At 32.5% G+C, this 23,718-nt stretch carries 23 protein-coding genes; 6 read left to right on the top strand and 17 right to left on the bottom strand.

What is annotated here, in order from left to right; translation table 11 throughout:
• Nucleotides 1-207 precede the first annotated feature (207 nt).
• Genes HMPREF2897_RS01560 through HMPREF2897_RS01585 form a run of 6 tightly spaced genes read right to left on the bottom strand, consistent with a single transcriptional unit; the run spans nt 208 to nt 6,145 of the window.
• Nucleotides 208-2,052, bottom strand: a complete 1,845-nt coding sequence (locus HMPREF2897_RS01560) for a monovalent cation:proton antiporter family protein (RefSeq protein ID WP_070592491.1) — start codon at nt 2,050-2,052, stop codon at nt 208-210.
• A gap of 9 nt (nt 2,053-2,061) precedes the next feature.
• Entirely contained in the window at nt 2,062-3,447 is a 1,386-nt protein-coding gene (mgtE, locus tag HMPREF2897_RS01565) for a magnesium transporter (protein WP_002475133.1), read from the bottom strand.
• A gap of 24 nt (nt 3,448-3,471) precedes the next feature.
• A complete protein-coding gene (locus tag HMPREF2897_RS01570; RefSeq protein ID WP_002475129.1) occupies nt 3,472-4,326 on the bottom strand; it encodes an RluA family pseudouridine synthase in 855 nt (284 codons plus the stop codon).
• Nucleotides 4,323-5,132 carry an NAD kinase gene (locus tag HMPREF2897_RS01575; protein ID WP_001829306.1) on the bottom strand — a complete coding sequence of 270 codons (810 nt, stop codon included), beginning with the start codon at nt 5,130-5,132 and terminating at the stop codon, nt 4,323-4,325. The genes HMPREF2897_RS01570 and HMPREF2897_RS01575 overlap by 4 nt, the downstream gene beginning before the upstream one ends.
• Nucleotides 5,133-5,145: 13 nt before the next feature.
• Nucleotides 5,146-5,781 (bottom strand): GTP diphosphokinase, encoded by a 636-nt coding sequence (locus HMPREF2897_RS01580; protein ID WP_002457168.1) that lies wholly within the window; start codon nt 5,779-5,781, stop codon nt 5,146-5,148.
• A 16-nt stretch (nt 5,782-5,797) separates the two neighbouring features.
• Nucleotides 5,798-6,145, bottom strand: a complete 348-nt coding sequence (locus tag HMPREF2897_RS01585; protein WP_002457169.1) for a UPF0738 family protein — start codon at nt 6,143-6,145, stop codon at nt 5,798-5,800.
• A 284-nt stretch (nt 6,146-6,429) separates the two neighbouring features.
• Here HMPREF2897_RS01585 and HMPREF2897_RS01590 point away from each other — a divergent pair, with 284 nt between their 5' ends.
• The 3 genes from HMPREF2897_RS01590 to yjbH all read left to right on the top strand — a co-directional run bounded on the left by HMPREF2897_RS01590 (nt 6,430) and on the right by yjbH (nt 8,287).
• Nucleotides 6,430-7,020 carry a CYTH domain-containing protein gene (locus tag HMPREF2897_RS01590; protein WP_070592497.1) on the top strand — a complete coding sequence of 197 codons (591 nt, stop codon included), beginning with the start codon at nt 6,430-6,432 and terminating at the stop codon, nt 7,018-7,020.
• 81 nt (nt 7,021-7,101) lie between these two features.
• A complete protein-coding gene (locus tag HMPREF2897_RS01595) occupies nt 7,102-7,467 on the top strand; it encodes a truncated hemoglobin YjbI (protein ID WP_083310206.1) in 366 nt (121 codons plus the stop codon).
• A 22-nt stretch (nt 7,468-7,489) separates the two neighbouring features.
• On the top strand, nt 7,490-8,287 hold the full coding sequence (gene yjbH, locus HMPREF2897_RS01600; RefSeq protein WP_001829256.1) for a protease adaptor protein YjbH: 798 nt from the start codon (nt 7,490-7,492) through the stop codon (nt 8,285-8,287).
• A 463-nt stretch (nt 8,288-8,750) separates the two neighbouring features.
• On the opposite strand, the gene pepF is transcribed toward yjbH, so the two are convergent.
• The 4 genes from pepF to spxA all read right to left on the bottom strand — a co-directional run bounded on the left by pepF (nt 8,751) and on the right by spxA (nt 13,156).
• The gene (pepF, locus tag HMPREF2897_RS01605) at nt 8,751-10,559 is read right to left on the bottom strand and encodes an oligoendopeptidase F (protein WP_002446073.1); all 1,809 of its coding nucleotides are present in this window, start codon (nt 10,557-10,559) and stop codon (nt 8,751-8,753) included.
• A 49-nt stretch (nt 10,560-10,608) separates the two neighbouring features.
• The gene (locus HMPREF2897_RS01610) at nt 10,609-11,589 is read right to left on the bottom strand and encodes a competence protein CoiA (RefSeq protein WP_176744851.1); all 981 of its coding nucleotides are present in this window, start codon (nt 11,587-11,589) and stop codon (nt 10,609-10,611) included.
• A 95-nt stretch (nt 11,590-11,684) separates the two neighbouring features.
• Nucleotides 11,685-12,407, bottom strand: a complete 723-nt coding sequence (gene mecA / locus HMPREF2897_RS01615; protein WP_002491607.1) for an adaptor protein MecA — start codon at nt 12,405-12,407, stop codon at nt 11,685-11,687.
• 353 nt (nt 12,408-12,760) lie between these two features.
• Nucleotides 12,761-13,156: a transcriptional regulator SpxA gene (gene spxA, locus HMPREF2897_RS01620; RefSeq protein WP_001829294.1), complete on the bottom strand. Its 396-nt coding sequence runs from the start codon at nt 13,154-13,156 to the stop codon at nt 12,761-12,763.
• Between the two features lie 290 nt (nt 13,157-13,446).
• Between spxA and trpS the strand changes: the two genes are divergently transcribed.
• Nucleotides 13,447-14,436 carry a tryptophan--tRNA ligase gene (trpS, locus tag HMPREF2897_RS01625; RefSeq protein ID WP_002446070.1) on the top strand — a complete coding sequence of 330 codons (990 nt, stop codon included), beginning with the start codon at nt 13,447-13,449 and terminating at the stop codon, nt 14,434-14,436.
• Between the two features lie 54 nt (nt 14,437-14,490).
• Here the strand turns inward: trpS and HMPREF2897_RS01630 are convergent, their stop codons facing one another.
• Genes HMPREF2897_RS01630 through opp3b form a run of 5 tightly spaced genes read right to left on the bottom strand, consistent with a single transcriptional unit; the run spans nt 14,491 to nt 20,182 of the window.
• Nucleotides 14,491-16,134 (bottom strand): peptide ABC transporter substrate-binding protein, encoded by a 1,644-nt coding sequence (locus tag HMPREF2897_RS01630; protein WP_070592501.1) that lies wholly within the window; start codon nt 16,132-16,134, stop codon nt 14,491-14,493.
• Between the two features lie 23 nt (nt 16,135-16,157).
• On the bottom strand, nt 16,158-17,099 hold the full coding sequence (locus tag HMPREF2897_RS01635; protein ID WP_002475125.1) for an ABC transporter ATP-binding protein: 942 nt from the start codon (nt 17,097-17,099) through the stop codon (nt 16,158-16,160).
• Nucleotides 17,092-18,171: an ABC transporter ATP-binding protein gene (locus tag HMPREF2897_RS01640; protein ID WP_070592502.1), complete on the bottom strand. Its 1,080-nt coding sequence runs from the start codon at nt 18,169-18,171 to the stop codon at nt 17,092-17,094. The genes HMPREF2897_RS01635 and HMPREF2897_RS01640 overlap by 8 nt, the downstream gene beginning before the upstream one ends.
• A 14-nt stretch (nt 18,172-18,185) precedes the next feature.
• Nucleotides 18,186-19,256 (bottom strand): oligopeptide ABC transporter permease, encoded by a 1,071-nt coding sequence (gene opp3C, locus HMPREF2897_RS01645; RefSeq protein ID WP_002446066.1) that lies wholly within the window; start codon nt 19,254-19,256, stop codon nt 18,186-18,188.
• Nucleotides 19,256-20,182: an oligopeptide ABC transporter permease gene (gene opp3b, locus HMPREF2897_RS01650; RefSeq protein WP_001829338.1), complete on the bottom strand. Its 927-nt coding sequence runs from the start codon at nt 20,180-20,182 to the stop codon at nt 19,256-19,258. The genes opp3C and opp3b overlap by 1 nt, the downstream gene beginning before the upstream one ends.
• Nucleotides 20,183-20,421: 239 nt before the next feature.
• Between opp3b and HMPREF2897_RS01655 the strand changes: the two genes are divergently transcribed.
• Entirely contained in the window at nt 20,422-20,793 is a 372-nt protein-coding gene (locus HMPREF2897_RS01655; protein WP_070592504.1) for a DUF3899 domain-containing protein, read from the top strand.
• A gap of 70 nt (nt 20,794-20,863) precedes the next feature.
• Here the strand turns inward: HMPREF2897_RS01655 and fabF are convergent, their stop codons facing one another.
• Together fabF and HMPREF2897_RS01665 are read right to left on the bottom strand one after the other, a co-directional pair.
• On the bottom strand, nt 20,864-22,108 hold the full coding sequence (fabF, locus tag HMPREF2897_RS01660; RefSeq protein WP_001829324.1) for a beta-ketoacyl-ACP synthase II: 1,245 nt from the start codon (nt 22,106-22,108) through the stop codon (nt 20,864-20,866).
• Nucleotides 22,109-22,119: 11 nt separating this feature from the next.
• Nucleotides 22,120-23,061, bottom strand: coding sequence for a beta-ketoacyl-ACP synthase III (locus tag HMPREF2897_RS01665; protein WP_002446064.1), 942 nt, complete (start codon nt 23,059-23,061; stop codon nt 22,120-22,122).
• Between the two features lie 280 nt (nt 23,062-23,341).
• Between HMPREF2897_RS01665 and HMPREF2897_RS01670 the strand changes: the two genes are divergently transcribed.
• Nucleotides 23,342-23,536: a YjzD family protein gene (locus HMPREF2897_RS01670; RefSeq protein WP_002457178.1), complete on the top strand. Its 195-nt coding sequence runs from the start codon at nt 23,342-23,344 to the stop codon at nt 23,534-23,536.
• Nucleotides 23,537-23,718 lie beyond the last annotated feature (182 nt).

The raw sequence follows: 23,718 nt of genomic DNA on the forward strand, positions 1-23,718 counted from the left end.
TTATTAAGTTCCCGTTTAAGGGGGTCAGTACCAAGTGCTTAATACTTTTTGTTATCGAAAAAGCGACGTCAACATAGAAACAAAACTTTTAAACAATTTATTTCTAAGTTATGATGCTTATTAAAATACATTTAACTTTTTATCTTAGATAAATAATAACAATAACGTACATAACCGAAACCTTATAAAACACAAACAATGCCATGTTTAATAATAAAATTCCAATTCTTGCTTTAATTCATCTACATATTCTTTAGTTCCCGTCACAATCAAACGATCTTTATAGCGTAACTGTGTATCACCATGAGGTACGATTGAATCATTATCTCTTATAATACGAACAAAAATAATATCGCCACCAAATGGGAAGTTACGTAATTGAATATTTTCATATTGATAATTTAACATTTGAATTTCATATAGAGATGTTTCTACATTACTTAATAAATTCAGCATATTAGGTGTTTCTATTAAACTTTTTAATAAGATTTTATTACTTAAATAATTACTAAACACCTCTATACCTTGATGTTTCAATGTTGGATCTTCGTTTGTACTTTCAAGTCGACATATAACACGTTTAACACCGTGGTTTTTAGCCATTAACGCAACGCTCTTATTTATATTGTCATCATTCGTAGAACATACAACAATATCTCGCTCGAAAAGTCCCAAGCGTTCTAATAAATCTTCTTCGTAATCTGCTATTTCTATCATAGTAATATCGTCAGAGAGCTTTCTACTATCGCTCAAATCTTTTCGATAGTATAAAGAAACGTCATATAATTGAGAAGTTAAATTTTGTGCTATTGGAATAGTTAATTGATTCTTACCAATCATACTTACTTCTATGCGGCGTCCCACTTCATTAGGAATTGGGAACATCTTCTTGAATATCACGGGTACGAAGACACATGTGATTACAGCACTAAGAATTAAAATGCCGGAAGTTTCCGGAGAAATCGCTTTTAATTTTTCAGCAATTTTAGCCGCAGCTATAACAAGTGATAAAGTTGATGTAAGCAAGAAAGCAGATGCAATGGTAGTTTTAGTGTCAAACCAGCGTCTAATATAAAATACTGGTATCAGTTTTGAAATGATAAATGAAAAAATGAGTACAGGTATAATGAGTAACAATGACGGTTCTTTAATTAAGCTCGGGATATCTAAATCGACGCCTACCATGATAAAGAAAATTGGAATAAAGAAACCATAACCAAAGGAATCTAATTTTTCTACCATCTCTTCATTAGGTTTTAGTAAAGAAACAACAACACCGGCAAGGAATGCACCTAATATGTATTCAGCACCAACACCTTCAGCAAGTGCTACTAATAAAATAATAAGTGCAAATACCGCTCTAATACCTATTTGCGTTGTACCATCCATTAACTTTTGTAAGAAGGACATACGTTTAAATAACACACCGATTACATAAAAGACAACTGTAAATACAACTAAAATACCTGTAAGCCATATCGTACTACCACCTTCACCATAAATGGCACCATAAACAGTTAGTAAAATCATGGTAAATAAATCTGCTAATACAGCTACTAGTAAAATAAATTGTCCTATCGTTGTACGCATAATGTTCATTTCTTTAAGGGTTGGTACTACAACTCCTAACGAAATTGTAGAAATGATAATCACCATTAAAAGGACATCATTAACTAATCCTAACCATTTAAATGCAAAAGCTAAAACAACGGAAATCATCATAATAAATGCAAATACTGTCAGTGCCAGTTTAAGATGACCAGGTACATCCTTTTCATGTTTATCTTCTCCTTGTCTTGGACGTGAATCCTTTTTAAATGCATTAAAGTCAATTTCTAGACCACTTAAAAACATTAAAAAGATAAACCCAAGCGTAGATAAAATATTAAGAAATGCATCTCTTTCCACTAAATTGAGAAAAGAGTGTCCTATCACAATCCCCATCAATATTTCAGCTACAACAACAGGAAGAAAGTTTATATTAAAACGATGCACAATGATCGGAGTCATAAATGCAGCTACGACGACTATAACTAAAGATAAGAATTCCATATGACCTCCTTATGTTAGGTATGACATGAATGATGTAGCTAATCCAAAATAAATAAGCATACTCACAATGTCATTAATTGTTGTAATAAAAGGACCACTTGCAACAGCAGGATCAATTTTACATTTGTTCATTACTAAAGGAATCATTGAACCAACCAATGTACCTACTGTCATTGCGCATGTCAAACTTCCGCCTACTATTAAAGCTAATAACGGTTGTCTGAATATGACGACAATAATTAAGAAAAGGATAACTGCACAAACAATACCAGATAATAAACCACTTCCCGCTTCTCGCAATGCAATCTTAAATTTACTCTGTTCATTTATTTCCCCAGTAGATATATTACGGACAGAAACGGCTAATGATTGTGTACCAGAATTTCCTGACATACCACTTATAATTGGAATAAATGCTGCAAGTAATGCCACTTGAGATAATGTATCTTCAAAACTACCTAATATAGTAGCAGTAATCATACCCAAAAATGTTAACACAATGAGCCATGGTAACCTTTTACTCGCCGTTTTAAACACTGAGTCACTTGTAGAATCAATGTCAGATACCCCAGCTAATCGTGAGTAGTCTTCACTTGCTTCTTCATCCATAACATCCAGGATATCATCAATAGTAATAATACCTAGTAAATGATTTTGATAATCTACAACTGGAACAGCTATAAAATCGTAGTCTCTCATTAATTGAGCGATATCTTCTTGGTCATCACCGACATTAGCACTGATGACACGTTCACTCATAACATCTTCAATGTATGCATCATTCTCAGCTACAATAAGATCTCTAAGTGATAGAACACCAACAAGTTGTTCATCTTCATTTACTGCGAATATAACATATATTGTTTCAGCATCAGGCGCTTGTTCTTTTACGTGAATTAACGCTTCTTTAACAGGTGTAGTTGATTTTAAAGAGATAAACTCCGTAGTCATTATACCGCCGGCAGTATCTTCTTCATAATGTAATAAAGCTTTGATTTCATTAGCATTATCTTTGTTCATTAATGTTAGCAAACTCGCCACTTTAGGTTTAGATAACTCATTTAAAATATCTACCGCATTATCATAAGACATTTCCTCTAAGACATGACTAGCATAGGTAGCGTCCATATTATCAAAAAGACTCTCATAATCATCGTCATCAAAGTCTAATTGATCAAAGAAATTTGCTACTTCTTTGGGTGATAAAAACTCAAATATTTTTTGTCTATTTCCATCATCCGTATCTTCAAAGTATTCACTTTGCTCATAGTTATGTAATTCTAAAAATTCTTTTCTGAATTCATCTATATCATTTTGATCTAATAATCGATCAAATAATTCTTTATCATATACGTCTTCACGAACGTTGTCTTTCATTTCAGTTTCGTTAGACATGTTAACACCTCCAAAACATATTTATTATACCATGTTGAATAATTTAATTAATTGTTTGTAATCAACATTTATCAGATAATGAGACCTGTATATGGGGTGGATAAATTCTACTGAACAGCAATGTAACGCTTGTCCATGAACGCAAGGATGATTTCCACCGTACAAATCATCACCAATTAATGGATGACCAATATACCCAAAGTGAACTCGAATTTGATGCGTTCTTCCAGTAAGCAATTTAATCTTACATAAACTAGCAGTCTCATTTTGCATAAGCTTTTGATAGACTGTTTTTGCATACTTCCCCTTTTCATTAACTTCTCGCTTAATGATACTATCACTCAGCCTTGCAATAGGCGCTTCAATAACACCTGAAGATTGTGTTTGGCCATAGGCTAAGGCGACATATTCTTTTTTAAATTTTACCTTTGAAAACAAATGGTGTACATGTCCAAATTTAGCAAATACAACTAAACCTGAAGTGTTTCGATCAAGTCGAGTCACGATATGAGGATTTATTTTTTCGCCTTTTTTTGTATAATAAGCAAGCACTTGTTCTACTAAACTGCCATGGGGGTGTTCTCTAGAAGGTGCACAATTTTGCATTTGTGGCTTGTTTACAATTATCAAATACGCATCCTCATAAATGACTTCTAATTCCTTATCGTAGGGAATCAAATTCTCACTTGGTGTTTCACTTGGAAAATGAACTTCTAATCTATCACCTTTGTCCATAACATGTCTGACAGTTACAGGTGAACCGTTTAATAGTAAAGCGCCATTTAATTTAATGGCGCTCAACGTGCGTTTAGAATAATCTTGATTTTTCAAAAAAGTTTTCACTGGTTCTGACTGTACAATTTGATATGTTAAAATCATCGTTCATCATCACTAGAAATAAATGAGTCATGTACCCTTTTCCAAAACGGAAATGGACGGAATCTAGCAAAACGCACTTTCTCATTAGCAACTCTATACTGTATTGCATTGACGTTTTTGTGCTTAATGCTAACATGATCGATTGTGGTTCTAATCGTATCGTGATTTACCGGCGTAATTAAACACGTATGATGTTTAGGAAGTACTAATGGCGAGCCTACCGTTCTAAACACTCTATTATTAATAGATGCAATTTCAGCAATTTGCATCGCTTCAAGTGATGGATGTATGAGCGCACCACCTAAAGCTTTATTATAAGCTGTCGAACCCGAAGGTGTAGATATACACAACCCATCTCCTCTAAATCGTTCGAAATGTTTACCTCTTATATTGACGTCTACAACCAATGTTGAGCCATTTTCAGTTTTCATTGTTGCTTCATTTAAAGCAAGGTATCTCGTTTCATAACCATTATCGTTATACCTGACTATTAATTCTAAGAGTGGATATTCAATAACTTGAAACTCCGAATTATTAATTTCAATAATAAGCTTTTCAACTTCATGAGGTAACCAATCTGCATAAAATCCTAAATGACCGGTGTGTATCCCGACAAAAGCAACTTTGGATAACATATGACTATATTGATGGAAAGCTTGTAATAACGTTCCATCTCCCCCAACTGAAATGACAATTTCAGGATTTTCGCTATCTTCTACCATTTGAAAATCTTTCATATGATTGATCATTTTATGCTTTAATGCATTTGATTTTGAATCACCTTTAGTAAGGATTGTATAACGCATGATTTACACCTCATTAGTCATTTTCATGTTTCTTAGCACGCTTTTGCGTGTAATACTTTTGCGCTTCTTGAATTTCATCTTTAATTTCGGACATTTCTTCATCTAATAAATATGCCGCTTCTGCTGCTCTCTCTAAACGATGTTGAATCTCATCTGGATATGCCCCATCATATTTATACCTTAATGTATGTTCGATTGTAGCCCAGAAGTTCATTGCTAAGGTTCTGATTTGAATTTCAGCCAATATGTGCTTTTGTCCACTGAGTGTTTCAATAGGATATTTGATTATCACATGATAAGAACGATAGCCACTTTCTTTTGTATTTCGAATGTAATCTCTTTCTTCTATAACCTTGAAATCTTGACGTTGTCTTAATATATCAACAACTATGTCAATGTCATCCACGAATTGACACATAATTCTAAGACCAGCAATATCGTACATTTCTTCATGTAAACAATCAAAAGGGATACCCCTTTTGTTCGCTTTGTCTATAACGCTTGAAATAGGTTTTACCCTTCCAGTCACGAATTCAATTGGAGAATTATGTTCTCCCACTTCGTATTGTTTTCTTAATCCTTTAAGTTTTACTTTTAACTCATCGACAGCTTGCTTATATGGCGTTAAAAATTGATCCCACTGGTTCATTTTGTTTCACTCCGCTTCACTCTAGTTCGAAAGTTTTTTCAACAGCTGAAACAAACTCCTTACCATAGTTATTGTTTCCTTCTATGTTATTCAAAACATAATCTAATTCTTCTTGGAAATGCTTAAGTTCTAAATGATTATTAATAATGATTTTTTTATCTCTATTCTCATGCAACATCGACCATGTTTCCTGAACAAAAATCAAATATGAATATGATTGTCCATCATCTAAAAGATAAGCAAAACCATAATTATCACTATCAACAAGCATTTGACCTACCTCTTCTAATCCTTCTGTAGATTCCTCTGAGAAGCAATAAACGCCATCATCTTTTAATTTAATTTCATTTATGTAAATACGCATGCTTGTTTCCTCCTTATTCCATACTAGTTTAACATATTACAACCTATCAAAACACGCTACAACTCACAGAAAAAATCTTCTAGTCTCTCATGTTTTTACTGTTATCATTACTCATTCTTTTATGATGATTTAGTGATTACCACAATCTTTTTATCTTCTAACTCACCTAGCCAATTTAAGTTTCAACTTTTACTTATAGTGTTTGACTTTAATTATAAATCAAAATTCGTCATAATAAGACATGCTAAATTTACAATAGCTAAAACATGATAGAGGTGACTTTTATGTCTATGAATAATGAGATTGAATTTAAACAAATACTAGATCAAGATACTTACTCAAAAATCTATGAACTCTATTTCAAAAATCAATCACCTTTTAAGCAAACTAATTTCTATATCGACACAGAGAATTTTAAATTAAAGCAACATCAGGCTGCTTTGCGTATAAGAGTCAAAGATTATATGTATGAAATGACTTTAAAAGTCCCTGCTGAAGTTGGATTAACAGAATATAATCACTCAGTAAATATAGAACCTAAACTTGATATGTCACTTCAACTCTCTCAATTACCCAAAGATATTAAATATATTTTAGAACACGACTTTAATATTTTAGAAAATGAGCTTAAAGTGTTAGGAAACTTAACTACCTATCGTTTAGAAACTGATTATCAAAATGAATTACTAGTATTAGATAAGAGTGAATATCTCGGCAAAACTGATTATGAATTAGAGTTTGAAGTTCATTCTTATGATGAGGGATATTCAAAATTTAAAAGTTTACTTCAACATTTTAATCTTCAACATCAAAAACCTTTGAATAAGGTGCAACGTTTTTTTCAAGAAAAACAAAATGTAAGCAATAAAGAGTAACAGTTGTCGATAAGGCAAATTACTTTTAAATGTAAAAATTCATGTTATATTAGATATATATTAATGGAACACGGTGATATTATGTCTAAAACACCATATGAGTTGATTGGTCAAAAAGCCTTGTATCAAATGATTGATCATTTCTATCAACTTGTCGAGAAAGATTCTCGTCTCAATCATTTATTCCCAGGCGATTTCAAAGAAACCAGTCGAAAGCAGAAACAATTTTTGACACAGTTTCTTGGAGGTCCTGACTTATATACACAAGAACATGGTCATCCCATGTTAAAACGAAGACATATGGAATTTACAATTAGTGAGTATGAACGTGATGCATGGCTTGAGAACATGCATACTGCTATTCAACACGCAGAACTTCCTGCGGGTGTAGGCGATTACTTGTTTGAGCGATTAAGACTTACTGCACATCACATGGTAAATTCCTAAATTTAATTGTAGGTGAAAATACATGGCTGAAGAATTAAGAATCATGGAGAATAAGAGTCGTGAAGATACTAATCTATCACCTGTTAGCAAAATAGAAATCTATTCTTTTTTTGATCCTTTTAGTAAAGATTGTTTTAAATTATCTGCAATCTTATCAAAATTAAGAATTGAATATAATAAATATATAAAGGTAAGACATATTTTAAACCCTTCTTTAAAGGTATTAACTAAGTGTCAAGCTCAAAGTACTTCGGATTTTGACAATATTGCACTTGCCTATAAAGCCGCTGAACTTCAAGGTCGCATCAGAGCAGAAAGATTTATACATTTAATGCAAAATGAAATCATTCCAAAACGTGATATTATTACCGAAGATATGATTTCTGATTGTATTAATAATGCCGGTATTGACTATCAAGTTTTTAAAGAAGACTTGCAAAAGGACAAGTTGACTGACAGCTTGAAAGTTGATCTTCACATTGCAAGAGAAATGGAAATAGAACAAGCTCCCTCACTTGTTTTTTTCAGCGAAAATGTTCATGAAGAAGGTTTAAAAGTCGAAGGATTATATCCTTATCATATCTATACTTACATTATTAATGAGTTAATGGGACAACCTATAGAGAAAAATCTTCCTCCAAAATTAGAATACTACATTCAAAAGAAACAACTAGTAACAATGGAAGAACTTTTAACGATTTATGAATGGCCTGAAAAATTATTAAATAAAGAATTAAAGAAACTCACACTTCAACAAAAAGTTGAAAAGTTGCAATATCCAGAGGGAGAATTTTGGAAGTCTAAAATGCCTCAGTGTTAATGATAGATATGATGAGAGCTATACAAATTTCATTTTGAAAAATAAATCTTAATTACGATAGCGTGGACTCTCGAGTATAAAAAGAATATTTCACATTTGTTTTTAACTCAGTTATCTATAAATTAAAAAATCGCCTATGACACGAATAGTTGTCATAGGCGTTTTTTAATATTTACTGATGTATTTTTTCATTAAAAATATACACAATAATGTATATATGATGTATAGCAACAATTTTTATATTCAATTTAAAAATTTTCAAATAAAAAAACGCCGTGTCTGATTACACGACGCTAAACAAAGGGGATGGGAGAAATTTTTCACTTCAAACAAAGGGGTATGTTTGTTATGTGATTAATTTCATGTTCATAATATAACACGGTAAAATATCCTTTTCAACCCTTGTTTATTCATAAAATCAAATTGTCACAATCTGTTCATATTGTAAGCGAATTCAATTCTGCTAAGCTTTCATTAACTTTTCAAAAGCATCTAATTTCTGCTCAAATACTTCACAAGCTTCCTCTATTGGTTGAGGTGTTGTCATGTCAACACCTGCATTTTTTAATATTTCGATTGGATAGTTTGAGCTACCCTTTTTTAAGAATTCATTGATATAACGTTCAACAGCAGGTTGACCCTCAGTTAAAATTTGATGACTTAAACTTTGCGCCGCACTATAACCAGTAGCGTATTGATATACATAATAATTCATATAGAAATGAGGAATACGTGACCATTCCTTACTGATATCTTCGTCAGTTTCTACCGCTTCGCCGAAATACAATTTATTAAGTTTAGCATATTCTTCATTCATACGATTTGGCGTTAATGGCTCCCCAGCTTCTTCTATTTGATGTATTTTATGTTCAAATTCAGCAAACATGGTTTGACGGAATAGCGTTGCTCTAAATCGTTCTAATTCTTGATTAAGTAACAATAGACGTCGTTCATCATCTAAATGTTTGTCCATGTAGTCACTAAGTAAAGCCTCATTACAAGTTGATGCAACCTCAGCGACAAAGATTGTATAATCGCTTAAATTTGATGGTTGATTTTGTCTACTAAAGTAACTATGTGCAGAGTGGCCAAATTCATGTACTAAAGTATATAAATCAGAAACAGTGTCAGACCAGTTAAGTAATATGAAAGGATTAGTTAAATGCCCACCAGATGAATATCCGCCTGAACGTTTACCTTTATTTTCATATACATCGACCCAACGATTATCTAAACCTTCTTTAACCACGTTTAAGTATTCTTCTCCCATTGGCTCAAGTGCTTTTAACATCCAAGATTTTGCCTCTTCATATGGCATTTCAAATTTAACATCTTTAACAAGTGGTGTATAAAGATCATACATTTTTAAATCGTCTAAACCTAATAACTCTTGTCTAAGCTTCGTGTATCTGTGTAATAATGGTAAGTATTTATGGACCGTTTTGATTAAGTTATCGTAAACAGCTTCTGGAATATGATTATTACTTAAAGCTCTTTCACGTGCTGAACGATAATGATGAGTTCTAGCATTAAATACATTTTTCTTAACCTCACCAGCTAAAGTAGCACCTAGTGTGTTATTATGCGCACCGTATGCTTTATAAACATTTCTAAATGCAGAAGCTCTTAACTCACGATCATCAGACTCTAAATACTTGATAAATGTACCTTGTGTTAAAGGATAAGCTTGACCATCTTTATCTATAGCATCTTCAAATTCTAAATCTGCATTGCTAAACATTCCATATACATTAGAAGGCGTAGAAAGTGCGTCTTGTGCTTCTGTTAATAACTTTTCTGTATTCGCATCTAATATATGCGGACGTTTCTCATTAATCAATTTCAAATCAAATTCATATCGTTTTAAATCATCATTAGAATCGATAAAAGATTGAATAGTAGCTTCATCTAGTTGTAAAATTTCAGGTACTAAAAAACTCCATGCAGAGCTATATTTAATAACAAGTTGATGTGCACGTGCTTCTAAACCGGTATACTTATCATTTGCAGTATCTTGATCTTGTTTTAAATGTGCGTATACATATACCTTTTCTAATTTTGTACCTAGCTCGTCTTCAAGACTTAGCGCTTCATATAGTGTTTCGGCACTTTCACCAAGATGACCTTTAAATTTTTCTTCTTCACCTATTTTAGCTTCAATACTTTTAAAAGCTTCTTCAAATGCTTCATCGCTTTTAAATATAGTTGTTAAATCCCATGTATATTCAGGATATTTACGTTCCTGTTCTTCTCTTGTTAATTGTTGACTCATAATGTAAACCTCCTTAATAATCTAATAGCTTAATTTTCTCATTTTAGCACTACTTTTGCACGTTTAAGCCTTCGTGTTCATATAAATAATCAAATTCACGTAAAATAGTGTTTAATATTTGACGTTTGTCGTATTGAAACGTTGCAAACACCCTAAACTTAACTTTACTAAGAAGTTGTTTACATAATTCATTATCATTTAATGTTCTTCTTAGCAACAGATATTTTAATTGCCATTCTATTGGATGCGTTATTATATATATTTGATGTGGTACAACATATCCTAATTTAGAAATTACATCAGAATCACACATATTTAATTGATACATGGCACTGAGTGTAGGTTCTAAAACACTGTGGCGCTTTCTACAATAGTTTATATAACGTTGTATATTAGAAGCAGACAACCTAAAATTGGGAACATTATTTGATTGAAAAGTCATATTTATTATATCCTCAAATTTTAAAACTTTTCTTTGTGCAACAAAATTTTTACCGCCTACATGTTGAAGATGACTATATAATATTAATACAAACTTTTTTGAATCCCATGTTACTAATGTTCTATTAATTGGATGAATAAAAGCACTTTGAAATGGTGATAATTTAACGTATTTATCTTTCAAAGGAACATCTTTAATAATCCAAATCACATTCAAACCTATTCGCTTTAAACCAGTTGTTCGACGAATAATTTTACTGATACTTATTTTAGAAAATTGAACTTCAATTGCATTTTTTTGATTGATCACAATATCTGGATATTGCAAAACTTCTTTGCAATAAGGTTCAATTTCCACGTTGAAATTCAAAGCTTCATAAATTCTTGCTAAATATAACTTTGCTTCATAATGTTCAACTGATTCTGATTTTGAACAGTGGTGATTAAAACGTGTTTTATGCGCAAAGTGGGCTATTAAAGTCATCCCTTGCTTGAGTATCACCTTAGACTTACAGTGAGGACATTGATATTTATCAAATTTATTTGCATGTTGCGCTAAAATTTTCTGACCTTGCTGATTGATTGCCATTAACATTTCTTCACCCCATTATTAATAACGGAGTACATCATAGTTTTACTTTTTAAAATAAAAAAAGGTGCCCAATGGCACCTTTTAAATCATTATTATTCATTTGTATCAGTAAAGTATTTACGTACTTGAGAAGTAACATTGTGACTCATAATAATCTTAGCGTAGTCGTTTAAATATATATTTGTTTTATCAGTTGGATAAGCAAACTCCAATAACTGACTATAACTATCGTTAATCATCTCTTGTGAAACCGAATCATCAAAATGAATTGAGTAATAATATTTATTATCAATCATATATAATAAATCTTCAAATTCATCAGTGTTTTGATTATTATGATAAGCATAGTCGATAACTTGCTCTAAATCGTCAAATTTCACTATAATATTTCTCACATTTGATGGCTTATGCGCACGTTTTTGTTGTTTATCTTGATGGTTTTTCTTTTGTTGTTTACGTTGTTCAAATAAATCTTCTAAACTTTCTTCACCTTCAAGTGTTTGAGCCAATAATTCATTTACCTGATCATCAAATTGATGATTTGTATCATCGTCTGACATATTCATAGCATCTTCATTTTTTGATTTAGAAATTGTCACTTCCACACCCTTTTCAAAAGCGTGTACTTGAATCCAAAGTGGACCTTCAACTACAAAATCCTCTTCTTCATTAATTTCATCCATCATTGACCAGAAGAATTCTTCACCACGTTTACGGTTACTCCATAGGTCTTCACGACTAAAACCACGTGCTTCAATGTCACTATATGTTATAAACAATTTTACTGTTGTATCATCAACACGTTCTATTCTCATATCATCTCACTCCTTACAGTCGATGAATAGTAACCATATTGTATTAGAACGGAGGTTAAATTACAATTTATTTGTTTGATTAAATTTAACTATTATTCATTTGGACATCTATTTTAACATATTCCCTGTTTTAATAACAAAAAACTTACTTTTAATAAGATAATATATAAAAGAGCCTAGGACCAAAAAGTCCTAGGCATACTTTAACGAATGGCAATCGATGACTATATTGTTAGTACGCATATGTTGAGCTTTGTTCAACACGATTCTTTGTTACCAAAGCTAAAGAACAAAATCAACAATAGTTCTATTCCACTCTCAAATATCTTTCAAAGAAGTTGTTAATATTATTGTTAATCAACTAGACGTTGCGCTTCTTGTAATTGGAATGTACGTACTTTTCGTGGTAAGAAACGACGAATTTCATCTTCGTTATATCCAACTTGTAAACGTTTGTCATCTAAAATAATTGGACGACGTAACAAGCCAGGATTATCTTGAATGATTGAGTATAAATCTTGTAATGGTAATGAATCTATATCCACATTCAATTTTTGATATGTCTTAGAACGTGTTGAAATAATTTCGTCAGTTCCGTCTTCAGTCATTTTTAGAATTTGTTTAATTTCATCAATTGTTAAATGTTCAGAAAAAATGTTACGCTCCGTATACGGAATATCATGTTCTTGTAACCATGCTTTCGCTTTACGGCAAGATGTGCAACTTGGTGAAGTAAATAATGTTACCATACATCTCACTCTCCTATAGAATGAATTTAATTCATTATTTTAAAATTATTTGTTAATTAAAGAAATTAAGTTTTTAGCTTTCTTAATCTTACACTTATTATTATAAATGACTAAGATTAAAATTAAATGAGAAAAACCTAATTTTTCTGAGAAATCTTAAAAATAAATAAAAATGTATACCTTTCTTTAATGATATACCCAGATATAGATATTTTAACACAACTTACAAATTAACGAAATACTGTTATAATGATACATAAACAATATTAATTAGAAAGTAGGCATCTAATATGGAAACTTTATTCTCAGGAATTCAGCCAAGTGGTATTCCAACAATTGGTAACTACATCGGTGCATTAAAACAATTTGTAGATGTTCAAGATGACTATGAATGTTTTTTCTGTATCGTAGACCAACATGCTATAACGGTACCACAAGACCGCTTAAAATTACGCAAGCAAATACGTCAACTCGCAGCAATTTATTTGGCATCAGGTATTGATCCAGATAAATCGACTTTATTTATTCAATCTGAAGTCCCTGCACACGTGCAAGCTGGTTGGATGCTTACAACAATAGCTTCTATTGGTGAATTGGAACGTATGACGCAGTTTAAAGACAAAGCTCAGAAACGAGCAGATGGCGTACCTGCTGGTCTACTCACTTACCCACCATTGATGGCGGCCGATATCGTGATTTACAACACTAACATTGTTCCTGTTGGTGATGATCAAAAGCAACATATGGAACTGACACGAAATTTAGTAGATCGTTTCAATAGTAGATACAATGATGTATTAGTAAAACCAGAGGTAAGAATGCCTAAAGTTGGTGGGCGTGTGATGAGTTTACAAGATCCTACTAAAAAAATGAGTAAAAGTGATGATAATCAGAAGAATTTCATTTCTTTATTGGATGAACCTCATGTCGCTGCCAAAAAAATTAAAAGCGCTGTAACAGACTCTGACGGTATAATAAAATTTGATCGTGAGAATAAACCAGGCATTTCAAATTTACTTTCAATTTATTCTGGTCTAACTAATGACTCTATTAAAAATATTGAATCTAAATATGAAGGTGAAGGTTACGGTAAATTTAAAGGTGATTTATCGGAAATCGTTAAAGATTTTCTTATTAATTTCCAAGAAAAATATGCAAGCTTTTATAATTCTGATGACCTAGATGATATTCTAGATAAAGGTAAAGAAAAAGCTCAAAAAGCTTCATTTAAAACATTGAAAAAAATGGAAAAAGCAATGGGCTTAGGTCGAAAAAGATAATACTATATAATATAAAAATGCCTCGGAAATAATTTTCGAGGCATTTTTATATTCCTATTTACCTGTCTCCCTATTGATTGATTTATCAATATAGACATGTTTAAGCGTCGTTTCAGGCCCTACTTTGTGATATTGTAATCCTTTTACTTGCGGATTCGTTAAGTGTGCCTCTCCTTTTTGATAAACAGGGGCGACTGGCGCTTCATGTAATAAGATATATTCCGCTTTTTGTAATGAGGTATTACGTTCACCTGGCTTTCGTAAAAGCTTGCTGTTGGCTTCTTTGAGTAATCGATCGTATTCTTTATTACTCCAATCTGTATTATTCTGTGCATTATCTTTGGTCATTGTTTGAAGAAATGCTGTTGGATCAGGATAATCAGGACTCCAACCTGAATAACTTGCTTCATAGTTATTTGCTAATTCTAAAGTAGTTTTTTGTTTAAATGGCATTTGTTTAATTTTGAGTGTCACACCTGGTAAATTCTTCTCAACTTGAGATTTTATATATTCGGCAGCAATTTTTGAAGCAGGTGTATCCTGTGTGTTCATCGTAAAAGTAAATTTATTTTTTCCTAATTCTTTTTGTGCTTCTCTCCAATTCTTTTTCGCTAAATCAGGGTTGAATTTTAATGGTGATTTGATGGTTCTTGCAAAATCTTTACCCTCCGGTGTATCGGCAGTTCCTATACCAGTAAAATTATTTGATGGTAGCGAACCATCATTTAAAACAGAACTGACATATCCTTTTTTATTTATTGCTTGAGCTATAGCCAATCTTAAATGCTTATTTTTAAATTCAGGAACTGTTTTTTGATTCATTTTAATAAAGAATGTTGCTGCTGTTAAACGATAATTCAAAGCAGATTCTCCTCTATATTTATCAACTTGTTCAGAAGTTATAATAGTATCATCGACCGAGCCAGTATCATATAACGATGCACCTGCTTGTTGATCTTTTAATACTTTATAGTTCACTTTATCTAATTTTACATTCTTCTTATCCCAATATTGTTCATTTTTAACTAATTGAATTTTATCTTCCACTTTCCAATTTGTTACCTCAAATGGTCCATTGTACACTGCTTTTTCAGCAGTTGTACCATATTGTTCTCCAAACCTTTTAGCAACTTTCTCATTTTGAGGATTAAATGTATTAAGTGCTAATAGTTCATTAATATAAGGTACAGGTCTTTCTAAATCAACTTGTAATTGATATTTACCTATAGCCTTGATACCCAAATCTTTGACTGATTTTTTACCTGCATTAACTTCATCTGCATTTTTTATATCGCTCATTATGTATGCAAACTCAGAAGCCGTCTTAGGATTAACTACCTTTCTCCACGCATATACGAAGTCATATGCAGTTACCGAATCTCCATTGGACCATTTTGCATTTTTTCTTAAATTAATCGTAAGTGTTTTGCCACCATTACTCTTCTTTGGAAAAGATGTTGCAATGGCTGGCTCAGCTTTATCCTCTTTATTTAAAGTATATAATCCTTCAAATGCTTGAGCTGCTATATCACCAGAAACAGCATCTGTGATTAATGCAGTATCAAGTGTCGTCATATCTTGTGAAATGACCTTCCTAAAAACTTGCCCCTGATCTGAATATAAACTCTGCTTATTACTACAAGCAGATAAAACTATGCATACACTTAATAAAATAATTAAGCCTTTCAAACTTTTCATCTTTTAATTCCCCCTTTCTTAACTTATTTAACAGACAAACCATACTTTTGTTTCAATTTAATTGCTTCGTTTTGAGTAGAAAATACATAATGTTGTGGTCTAATTTCATTTAATTGTTTTTGTTCATTAAGCTTTGCATCTTCATGATATAAAACACGTTGACGATTTCTCTCAACATCAGGATCAGGCTGTGGAATGGCACTTAATAATGACTTAGTATAATCATGTAATGGATATTTATAAATATCATCAGCCGGTCCAATTTCTACAATTTTACCGAAGTGCATTACTGCAATTCTATCGGAAATATATTTCACCATTGATAAATCATGAGCAATAAACATTAAAGTAATATCACGTTCACGTTGTAGCTTTAATAAAAGATTAACGACTTGAGCTTGAATCGATACATCTAATGCTGATATCGGTTCATCTGCAATAATAAATTCTGGCTCTACAGCTAATGCACGTGCGATACCAATACGTTGTCTTTGTCCGCCTGAAAACTCATGGGGATAACGATTCGCGTGTTCTTTACCTAAACCAACTGTTTCTAAAAGGTCGTATACACGTTTCTTTCGATCCCGCTGACTACTAGCAAGTTTGTGAATATCTATTCCTTCAGCTACGATATCCATAACCTTTAACCGAGGATTTAGAGATGCATATGGATCTTGAAATATCATTTGAATTTTTTTATTAAACTTCAATCGCTCTTTACGTTTTCTAATTTGATGAATATCTTTACCATCATACTCAATTGCACCATCAGTAATATCATTTAATTTGATAATGGCTTTTCCAGTCGTTGATTTACCACATCCAGACTCTCCTACAAGCCCTAACGTTTCCCCTTTATAAACATCAAAACTTATATTATCAATCGCTTTAACTTCATTATGTTTACCTTGATTAAAATATTGTTTTAAGTTTTTAACTTGTAATAATACATTTTCATTACTCATTAAAAGCCACCCTCTCTACTCTTTGTGGTTGTTTATAATTATTTGGCATTGTTCTTAATCGTTTTTGAACCATTGATGGTGGCGTAACTTTCGGAGCTCTTGCATCTAACAACCAAGATTTTACAAAATGAGTGGGTGACACTTTATACCAAGGCGGTTCTTCCTTGAAATCAATATCTAAGGCATATCGACTTCTACGTGCAAAAGCATCACCAATAGGTGGATGAAGTAAATCTGGTGGTGTACCTGGAATTGCAATTAAATCAGTGTCATTACTGGTTGTTAAATCAGGCATTGAAGAAAGTAATCCCCATGTATAGGGATGTTTAGGATCATAAAATATTTCATTCACATCCCCTGTTTCAACCATCTGTCCCCCATACATTACGGCTACTTTGTCCGCAATATTTGCTACAACGCCTAAATCATGCGTAATAAAGATAATTGAAGTTTCAATCTTATTTTGTAGTTCTTTCATAAGATCTAAAATTTGAGCCTGCATTGTCACATCTAAAGCAGTTGTAGGCTCATCAGCAATTAATATTTTAGGCTCACATGCCAATGCTATTGCAATAACTATTCTCTGACGTTGTCCTCCTGAAAATTGATGTGGATAGGCTTTAAATCGTTTTTCAGCACGAGGTAACCCAACTAAATTCAAAATTTCCAATGCTCTTTGCTTGGCCTTTGCTTTACTTAATTTCTTATGTTTAATCAGAGGTTCCATGACTTGCTTTCCGATTTGCATTGTTGGATTTAAAGAAGTCATAGGATCCTGAAATATCATTGAAATATCTCGACCTCTTAGCTGTATCAGTTCTTTTTCACTTTTCTGAGCTAAGTCCTCACCTAAAAATAAGATTTCTCCCTTTTTTATTCTTCCTGTATCTTTTTGAAAAAGTTTTGTAATTGCCTTAGTTGTTACAGATTTTCCAGATCCAGATTCTCCAACAATGGCTAACGTTTCCCCTTTATTCAAATGAAAATCCACGCCTCTGATAGCTTGCACTTCTCCTGCAGCAATATCAAAGGAAACGTGCAAATCATTTACTTCTAATACCGTTTCTGTCATTATTTTTACCTCCTTTATTTTCGCATTTTTGGGTCGAATGCATCACGTAGTCCATCACTAAATAGATAGAAGAATAAAATCAATAAACTTAAAATGATTGCTGGAATAAATAATTCATGAGGATGTATCAACAACATTGCACGTCCATCATTGACAAGAGATCCTAATGACGTCTTAGGTGCAGGCACCCCTATTCCAATAAAGCTTAAAAATGCTTCGAAAAATATTGCACTTGGAACGGTAAACATTGATGTAACGACAATAGCTCCTAAAGTGTTAGGTAGTATATGTTTAAAGATTAACTTGAATTTAGAAGCACCCAATGTTTGAGATGCCAAAACAAATTCTTGATTTTTCAATTTTAAAAATTCTCCACGTACCACTCTACTCATCCCCAGCCAGCCAGTAATTGACATAGCTAATATAATAGTCCAAATTGAAGGTTCAAAAATAAGTACGAATAAAATAACGACAATTAAATTGGGTATAGAAGCAATAATTTCTAAAATCCTTTGCATCACATCATCTACCCTGCCTCCAAAGAACCCAGAAATGGCTCCATATACAACGCCAATACAAATATCTAATAATGCAGCAACTACACCAATATAAAGTGAAATTTGCGCACCTTTCCAAGTACGTGTCCATAAATCACGTCCAAGTTGATCAGTACCAAACCAATAGTTTTCTTTCGCACCTGCTTCTTTGTAAGCATTTTTACCGTCCGTACCTTTACCGTCAAAAGGTAAAAATGAAACATGATCTAATAATGGTATTTTTGCTGGGAGATTACGATGATCAACATTCTGCTCAGCAAAATCGTGTTTATTCATTAATGGTCCTATAAATGCCATAATAACTATAAGCAACAAACCTATCATTCCGATTACTGCTAATTTATTACGTTTCAATTGTGACCAAGCATCTTGCCAAAAATTCTTACTTTCACGCGGCATTTCCGGCTCTTGATTCAAGTCTAAATCTCTAATTATAAAATCTGTATTCGAAATATCATTACTTGTATGTGACATCGTGCCATTAGAAATATCGCCATTAATGTTTGTAACATCTTCTTTATTACTCATTATTTCTTGCCCCCTTGCACACGAATTCTTGGATCGATAACACCATATAAAATGTCTACAATAAAGATCGAAACAATAAATAAAGTACTGAATAATATCGTAGTAGCCATGATGACTGAAAAATCATTTGTAGTTATAGAACGAACAAATTGATCACCTAAGCCTGGAACACCAAAGATATTTTCAATTGTTAATGTTCCTGTTAATATACCTGCTAACATAGGTACAATGATTGTAATAATAGGAATTAATGCATTTCGTAATGCATGTCCAAAGAGCACTTTTAAAGTAGAATTTCCTTTAGCTCGAGCTAAAAGTATGTAATCTGAACTGAGTACTTCAATCATTTCAGCTCTAATATATCTTGCAACAGTTGCTAAAACTGTAGCTGATAGTGCTAGAGAAGGTAAAATAGCTGTAGAAAAACCTTCCCATCCTGCAACTGGAAACCATTCTAACTTAACTGCAAATACATACTGCAATAAAACTGCTAAGACAAATGACGGCACTGATACTGCGATAACAGAGATAATTGTTGTTGTATAGTCTACCCATGTATTTTGTTTAGTAGCAGCAGCAACACCTAATACTAAACCTAAAACAACACCAATAACCATAGCCGTTATTCCCATCTCCATTGAAGGTATCAATCGTGGTTTAACTAAATCCCAAACTGGCATATTATGATATTGAAATGAGTTGCCAAAATCACCTGTTACTACATTTTTCAAATAATTAACATATTGTAATGCTACTGGATCATTCAAACCGTACTTTTCATTTAATATTTCTTTTTGTTGCGCATTAAGTTTTGTGTCATTAAACGGAGATCCTGGCATTAATTTCATTAAGAAAAATGTAATTGTTATAACAATAAATAACGACACAAACATATAACACAATCGTTTCAACACATATTTAGTCATATACACCCTCCTAAATTAAAGAATATTCAAAATTGACATTCCCTTCATAATTTTCAGAAATATTAATCTTTATTATATCTATAATATTTATACAATTGCAATATCATTTTGCATTACAGTACTATAGTAAATATAGATAAATGACTTTTTGTTTTATTCTCTTACTTTTGCAATATAAAAATCCACCCTTTTCTAATATTAAGTTAAAATACATCTAGCATAGATAGGAGGTTTCATTAATGTCTATAAATTCTTATTTGATTTCGTCATTATTTACGCCAGTTTTATCAATAATTATATGGTTATTTTATTCAAATCACTTTATAAATTTAATCAATATCTTATTTTATACATCATTCATTATTTTTATAGTTGCTTTCCTTATTTTACTCATTCAAGAAGGAATATTTGATGTTACAAGCTTTGGATTTCGTCGTTTAAAGTATCAACTTTCCTCAACTAAGAAAAAACGTATGATGAAAAATGACCACTTTTTCAATCCGCAAAAAGTTAAAAAAGAAAGTTATATAATTTCCCCATGGGTAGTTCCAACATTGATTGTTAACCTCACTTATATAATTGTGAGTATCGGAGTATCCTTATTATTATAAAAAAATCTTCAAGTGAGTAGCTAAATTAATAACTCATCACTTGAAGATTTCTGTTTACATTTATTTAATTTTAGTCTTCAAATTTCTTAAATACTAACACTGCATTATGTCCACCAAATCCTAAACTATTACTCATTGCATAGGTAATGTCTAAGTCTTGGGCTACATTCGGAACAATGTCCAAATCACATTCTTCGTCTGGTGTGATTGCATGTATTGTAGGGGCTACCTTTGAATCACGAATTGATAGAGCAGAAAAAATAGCTTCAATTCCACCTGTAGCACCTAATAAATGTCCAGTCATTGATTTAGTTGAACTTACTTTTAATGACTTCGCAGCATCACCGAATGTATTTTTAATCGCTTGAACTTCATATAAATCTCCAACTGGTGTACTTGTGCCGTGTGCATTTAAATACTGTACATCTTGAGCTTTGATTCCAGCATCATCTAAAGCAGCTTGCATAGCTCTTGAGCCACCTTCACCTTCAGGCGCAGGTGCTGTAATATGATGTGCATCGCCAGAGGAACCATAACCTACAACTTCAGCGTAAATTTCAGCGCCTCTCTCTTTAGCTGAATCTAATGATTCAAGTACAACAATACCTGCCCCTTCACCCATAACAAAGCCATCACGGCCTTCTTGGAATGGTCGACAAGCCGTTTCAGGGTCATTGTTTGTAGATAATGCACGACTAGCACTAAACCCTGCGATTGCCATATGTGTAATAGGTGCCTCTGTTCCACCAGTCACCATTGCATCTGCATCACCACGTTGAATAATTTTAAATGCTTCACCTATTGAATTAGTCCCCGTAGCACAAGCTGTTACTGTAGAACCATTAGGCCCTTTAGCACCTAAATCAATAGAAACTTGACCGGTAGCCATATCAGGAATTAACATTGGAACGAAAAATGGACTTACTCGACGTGGTCCTCTTTCTACAAGTGTTGTATGTGCAACTTCGAAAGTTTCCATACCACCGATACCAGAACCAATCCATACACCAATACGGTCGGCATTTTTTTCATTAATATTTAATTGTGCATCTTTAACCGCTTCTCTTGCAGCAACCACCGCGTATTGTGTAAAACGATCCATACGGCGAGCTTCTTTTCTATCAATGTGGTCTTCTATATTAAAATCTTTCAATTCACCAGCAAGATGTACATTATAATCATCAGTATCTATTCTTGTGATTTTATCTATACCGTTAACACCTTTTAGTGCATTGTCCCATGTTGTTTTAGCATCGTTACCAATTGGAGATAAGGCTCCGATACCCGTTATAACAACTCTATTATTTTTATTCATACGTTATCCTCCTATTTTCCCCATTTAATAACAATTGCGCCCCAAGTTAGACCTCCACCGAAGCCAACTAAGACTAATGTATCGTCATCTTTGATTTTTCCATTTTGCAATTCTTGATTAATACTTAATGGTATTGAGGCAGCCGAAGTATTACCATATTTATTTACTGAGACACTCATTTTTTCTCTTTCTATTCCTAATCTCTCTCTCGCAGATTCCATAATTCTAATATTAGCTTGATGTGGAACAAATAAGTCTATGTCTTCAGAAGATAAACCAGCTTTCTCAACTACACGCGTAGATGCATCACCCATAATTCTCACAGCAAATTTAAATACTTCTCTACCATTCATTTTGAGTTTGCCAGTTTCTCTATCTAAGTACAAGTATTTACCGCCACTACCGTCTGAACCCATTTCATAGCTAATGATACCACGGCCTTCAGCAACTTCTCCCATGACAACAGCTCCAGCACCGTCGCCAAATAATACAGCAGTAGAACGGTCAGTCATATCGGTAATCTTAGATAATTTATCAGCACCCACAACTAAAATATGTTTGTAATCACCAGATTGTATATATTGTTTAGCAGTAATCATTGAATACATAAAGCCAGAACATGCAGCAAGTTGATCCATAGTAGCAACCTTACCTGTTCCTAGTCTTTCTTGTAAGATGTTAGCTACGCTTGGGAAAGGCATATCCCCAGTAGCTGTAGCAACGATAATCATGTCTATATCTTCTGGTTGAATGCCAGCATCCTCTATCGCTTTAATACTTGCATTGTATGCTAAATCAGATGTGTCTTGATTTTCGTCTGCCCAATGTCTTTCTTTAATACCAGTCATTTTAGAAATCCATTCATCTGAAGTTTCTAAAAACTGCTCAAAATAGGCATTGTCTATAATATTTTTAGGTGCATATGCACCAAAACCTTTAATACCCACATTCATGGTTGTACACCTTCTTAAAAATTTTTTAATACCAGGTATTAATTTAACATATTCATGTTTTTAAACTCAAGTAGAGAACCTCCCAATTAATACAAAACATTTCCATTAAGTATTTTAACAAACTTCACTAAATACATCTTTATAATTACAACATACTCTAATTTCTTATTTTGCTTTTAATTAAAAGTATGAGATAACAACGTCTTAGATTTATACTATACAAATAAGATATTATCACTTAAAATAGAGTTAACGAATAAACAAGTGGAGGTTATATAATATGAGATACCTCATGACATTCATTTGGGCAGTATTGTTACTTCAAATGGTTAATTTCGTATTGAATAGCTTAAATAGTGGACCGGCACTAAATGTAATTAATCCAATTATTATTGCTGTCATCTTCACTATTGTTGTAGCTATTTTAGATCCAATTCTTAAGCCGTCAAAAGGTTCAAGTCAATACGAATCTTAATTCTTTAAATAATAGTGTAGGAGGACATGAATGCTTGTCCTCCTATAACGTGTGTCGAAAAGATTGATATTAATGCATTTTTGATTCAATCATCAACTGCCTTTATATTATAAAAGAGCCCGGGACATAGTTTTATGACCCGGACTCTTTCCTACGATTAGTCAAGTACTTATAATTAAAAT

It is taken from the genome of Staphylococcus sp. HMSC065D05 (assembly GCF_001813195.1).
GTDB lineage: Bacteria > Bacillota > Bacilli > Staphylococcales > Staphylococcaceae > Staphylococcus > Staphylococcus epidermidis.

What these genes read in the sequence shown, in the direction of transcription:
- HMPREF2897_RS01670 (WP_002457178.1), top strand. Translation starts at nt 23,342, where the DNA reads ATGAGATACCTCATGACATTCATTTGGGCAGTATTGTTACTTCAAATG.
- HMPREF2897_RS01640 (WP_070592502.1), bottom strand. Translation starts at nt 18,171, where the DNA reads ATGACAGAAACGGTATTAGAAGTAAATGATTTGCACGTTTCCTTTGAT.
- HMPREF2897_RS01630 (WP_070592501.1), bottom strand. Translation starts at nt 16,134, where the DNA reads ATGAAAAGTTTGAAAGGCTTAATTATTTTATTAAGTGTATGCATAGTT.
- HMPREF2897_RS01580 (WP_002457168.1), bottom strand. Translation starts at nt 5,781, where the DNA reads ATGAACCAGTGGGATCAATTTTTAACGCCATATAAGCAAGCTGTCGAT.
- HMPREF2897_RS01575 (WP_001829306.1), bottom strand. Translation starts at nt 5,132, where the DNA reads ATGCGTTATACAATCCTTACTAAAGGTGATTCAAAATCAAATGCATTA.
- HMPREF2897_RS01665 (WP_002446064.1), bottom strand. Translation starts at nt 23,061, where the DNA reads ATGAATGTGGGTATTAAAGGTTTTGGTGCATATGCACCTAAAAATATT.
- yjbH (WP_001829256.1), top strand. Translation starts at nt 7,490, where the DNA reads ATGGCTGAAGAATTAAGAATCATGGAGAATAAGAGTCGTGAAGATACT.
- HMPREF2897_RS01590 (WP_070592497.1), top strand. Translation starts at nt 6,430, where the DNA reads ATGTCTATGAATAATGAGATTGAATTTAAACAAATACTAGATCAAGAT.
- HMPREF2897_RS01610 (WP_176744851.1), bottom strand. Translation starts at nt 11,589, where the DNA reads ATGGCAATCAATCAGCAAGGTCAGAAAATTTTAGCGCAACATGCAAAT.
- pepF (WP_002446073.1), bottom strand. Translation starts at nt 10,559, where the DNA reads ATGAGTCAACAATTAACAAGAGAAGAACAGGAACGTAAATATCCTGAA.
- HMPREF2897_RS01570 (WP_002475129.1), bottom strand. Translation starts at nt 4,326, where the DNA reads ATGATTTTAACATATCAAATTGTACAGTCAGAACCAGTGAAAACTTTT.
- opp3b (WP_001829338.1), bottom strand. Translation starts at nt 20,182, where the DNA reads ATGACTAAATATGTGTTGAAACGATTGTGTTATATGTTTGTGTCGTTA.
- HMPREF2897_RS01595 (WP_083310206.1), top strand. Translation starts at nt 7,102, where the DNA reads ATGTCTAAAACACCATATGAGTTGATTGGTCAAAAAGCCTTGTATCAA.
- mecA (WP_002491607.1), bottom strand. Translation starts at nt 12,407, where the DNA reads ATGAGAATAGAACGTGTTGATGATACAACAGTAAAATTGTTTATAACA.
- HMPREF2897_RS01635 (WP_002475125.1), bottom strand. Translation starts at nt 17,099, where the DNA reads ATGAGTAATGAAAATGTATTATTACAAGTTAAAAACTTAAAACAATAT.
- HMPREF2897_RS01560 (WP_070592491.1), bottom strand. Translation starts at nt 2,052, where the DNA reads ATGGAATTCTTATCTTTAGTTATAGTCGTCGTAGCTGCATTTATGACT.
- trpS (WP_002446070.1), top strand. Translation starts at nt 13,447, where the DNA reads ATGGAAACTTTATTCTCAGGAATTCAGCCAAGTGGTATTCCAACAATT.
- fabF (WP_001829324.1), bottom strand. Translation starts at nt 22,108, where the DNA reads ATGAATAAAAATAATAGAGTTGTTATAACGGGTATCGGAGCCTTATCT.
- HMPREF2897_RS01655 (WP_070592504.1), top strand. Translation starts at nt 20,422, where the DNA reads ATGTCTATAAATTCTTATTTGATTTCGTCATTATTTACGCCAGTTTTA.
- opp3C (WP_002446066.1), bottom strand. Translation starts at nt 19,256, where the DNA reads ATGAGTAATAAAGAAGATGTTACAAACATTAATGGCGATATTTCTAAT.
- spxA (WP_001829294.1), bottom strand. Translation starts at nt 13,156, where the DNA reads ATGGTAACATTATTTACTTCACCAAGTTGCACATCTTGCCGTAAAGCG.
- mgtE (WP_002475133.1), bottom strand. Translation starts at nt 3,447, where the DNA reads ATGTCTAACGAAACTGAAATGAAAGACAACGTTCGTGAAGACGTATAT.
- HMPREF2897_RS01585 (WP_002457169.1), bottom strand. Translation starts at nt 6,145, where the DNA reads ATGCGTATTTACATAAATGAAATTAAATTAAAAGATGATGGCGTTTAT.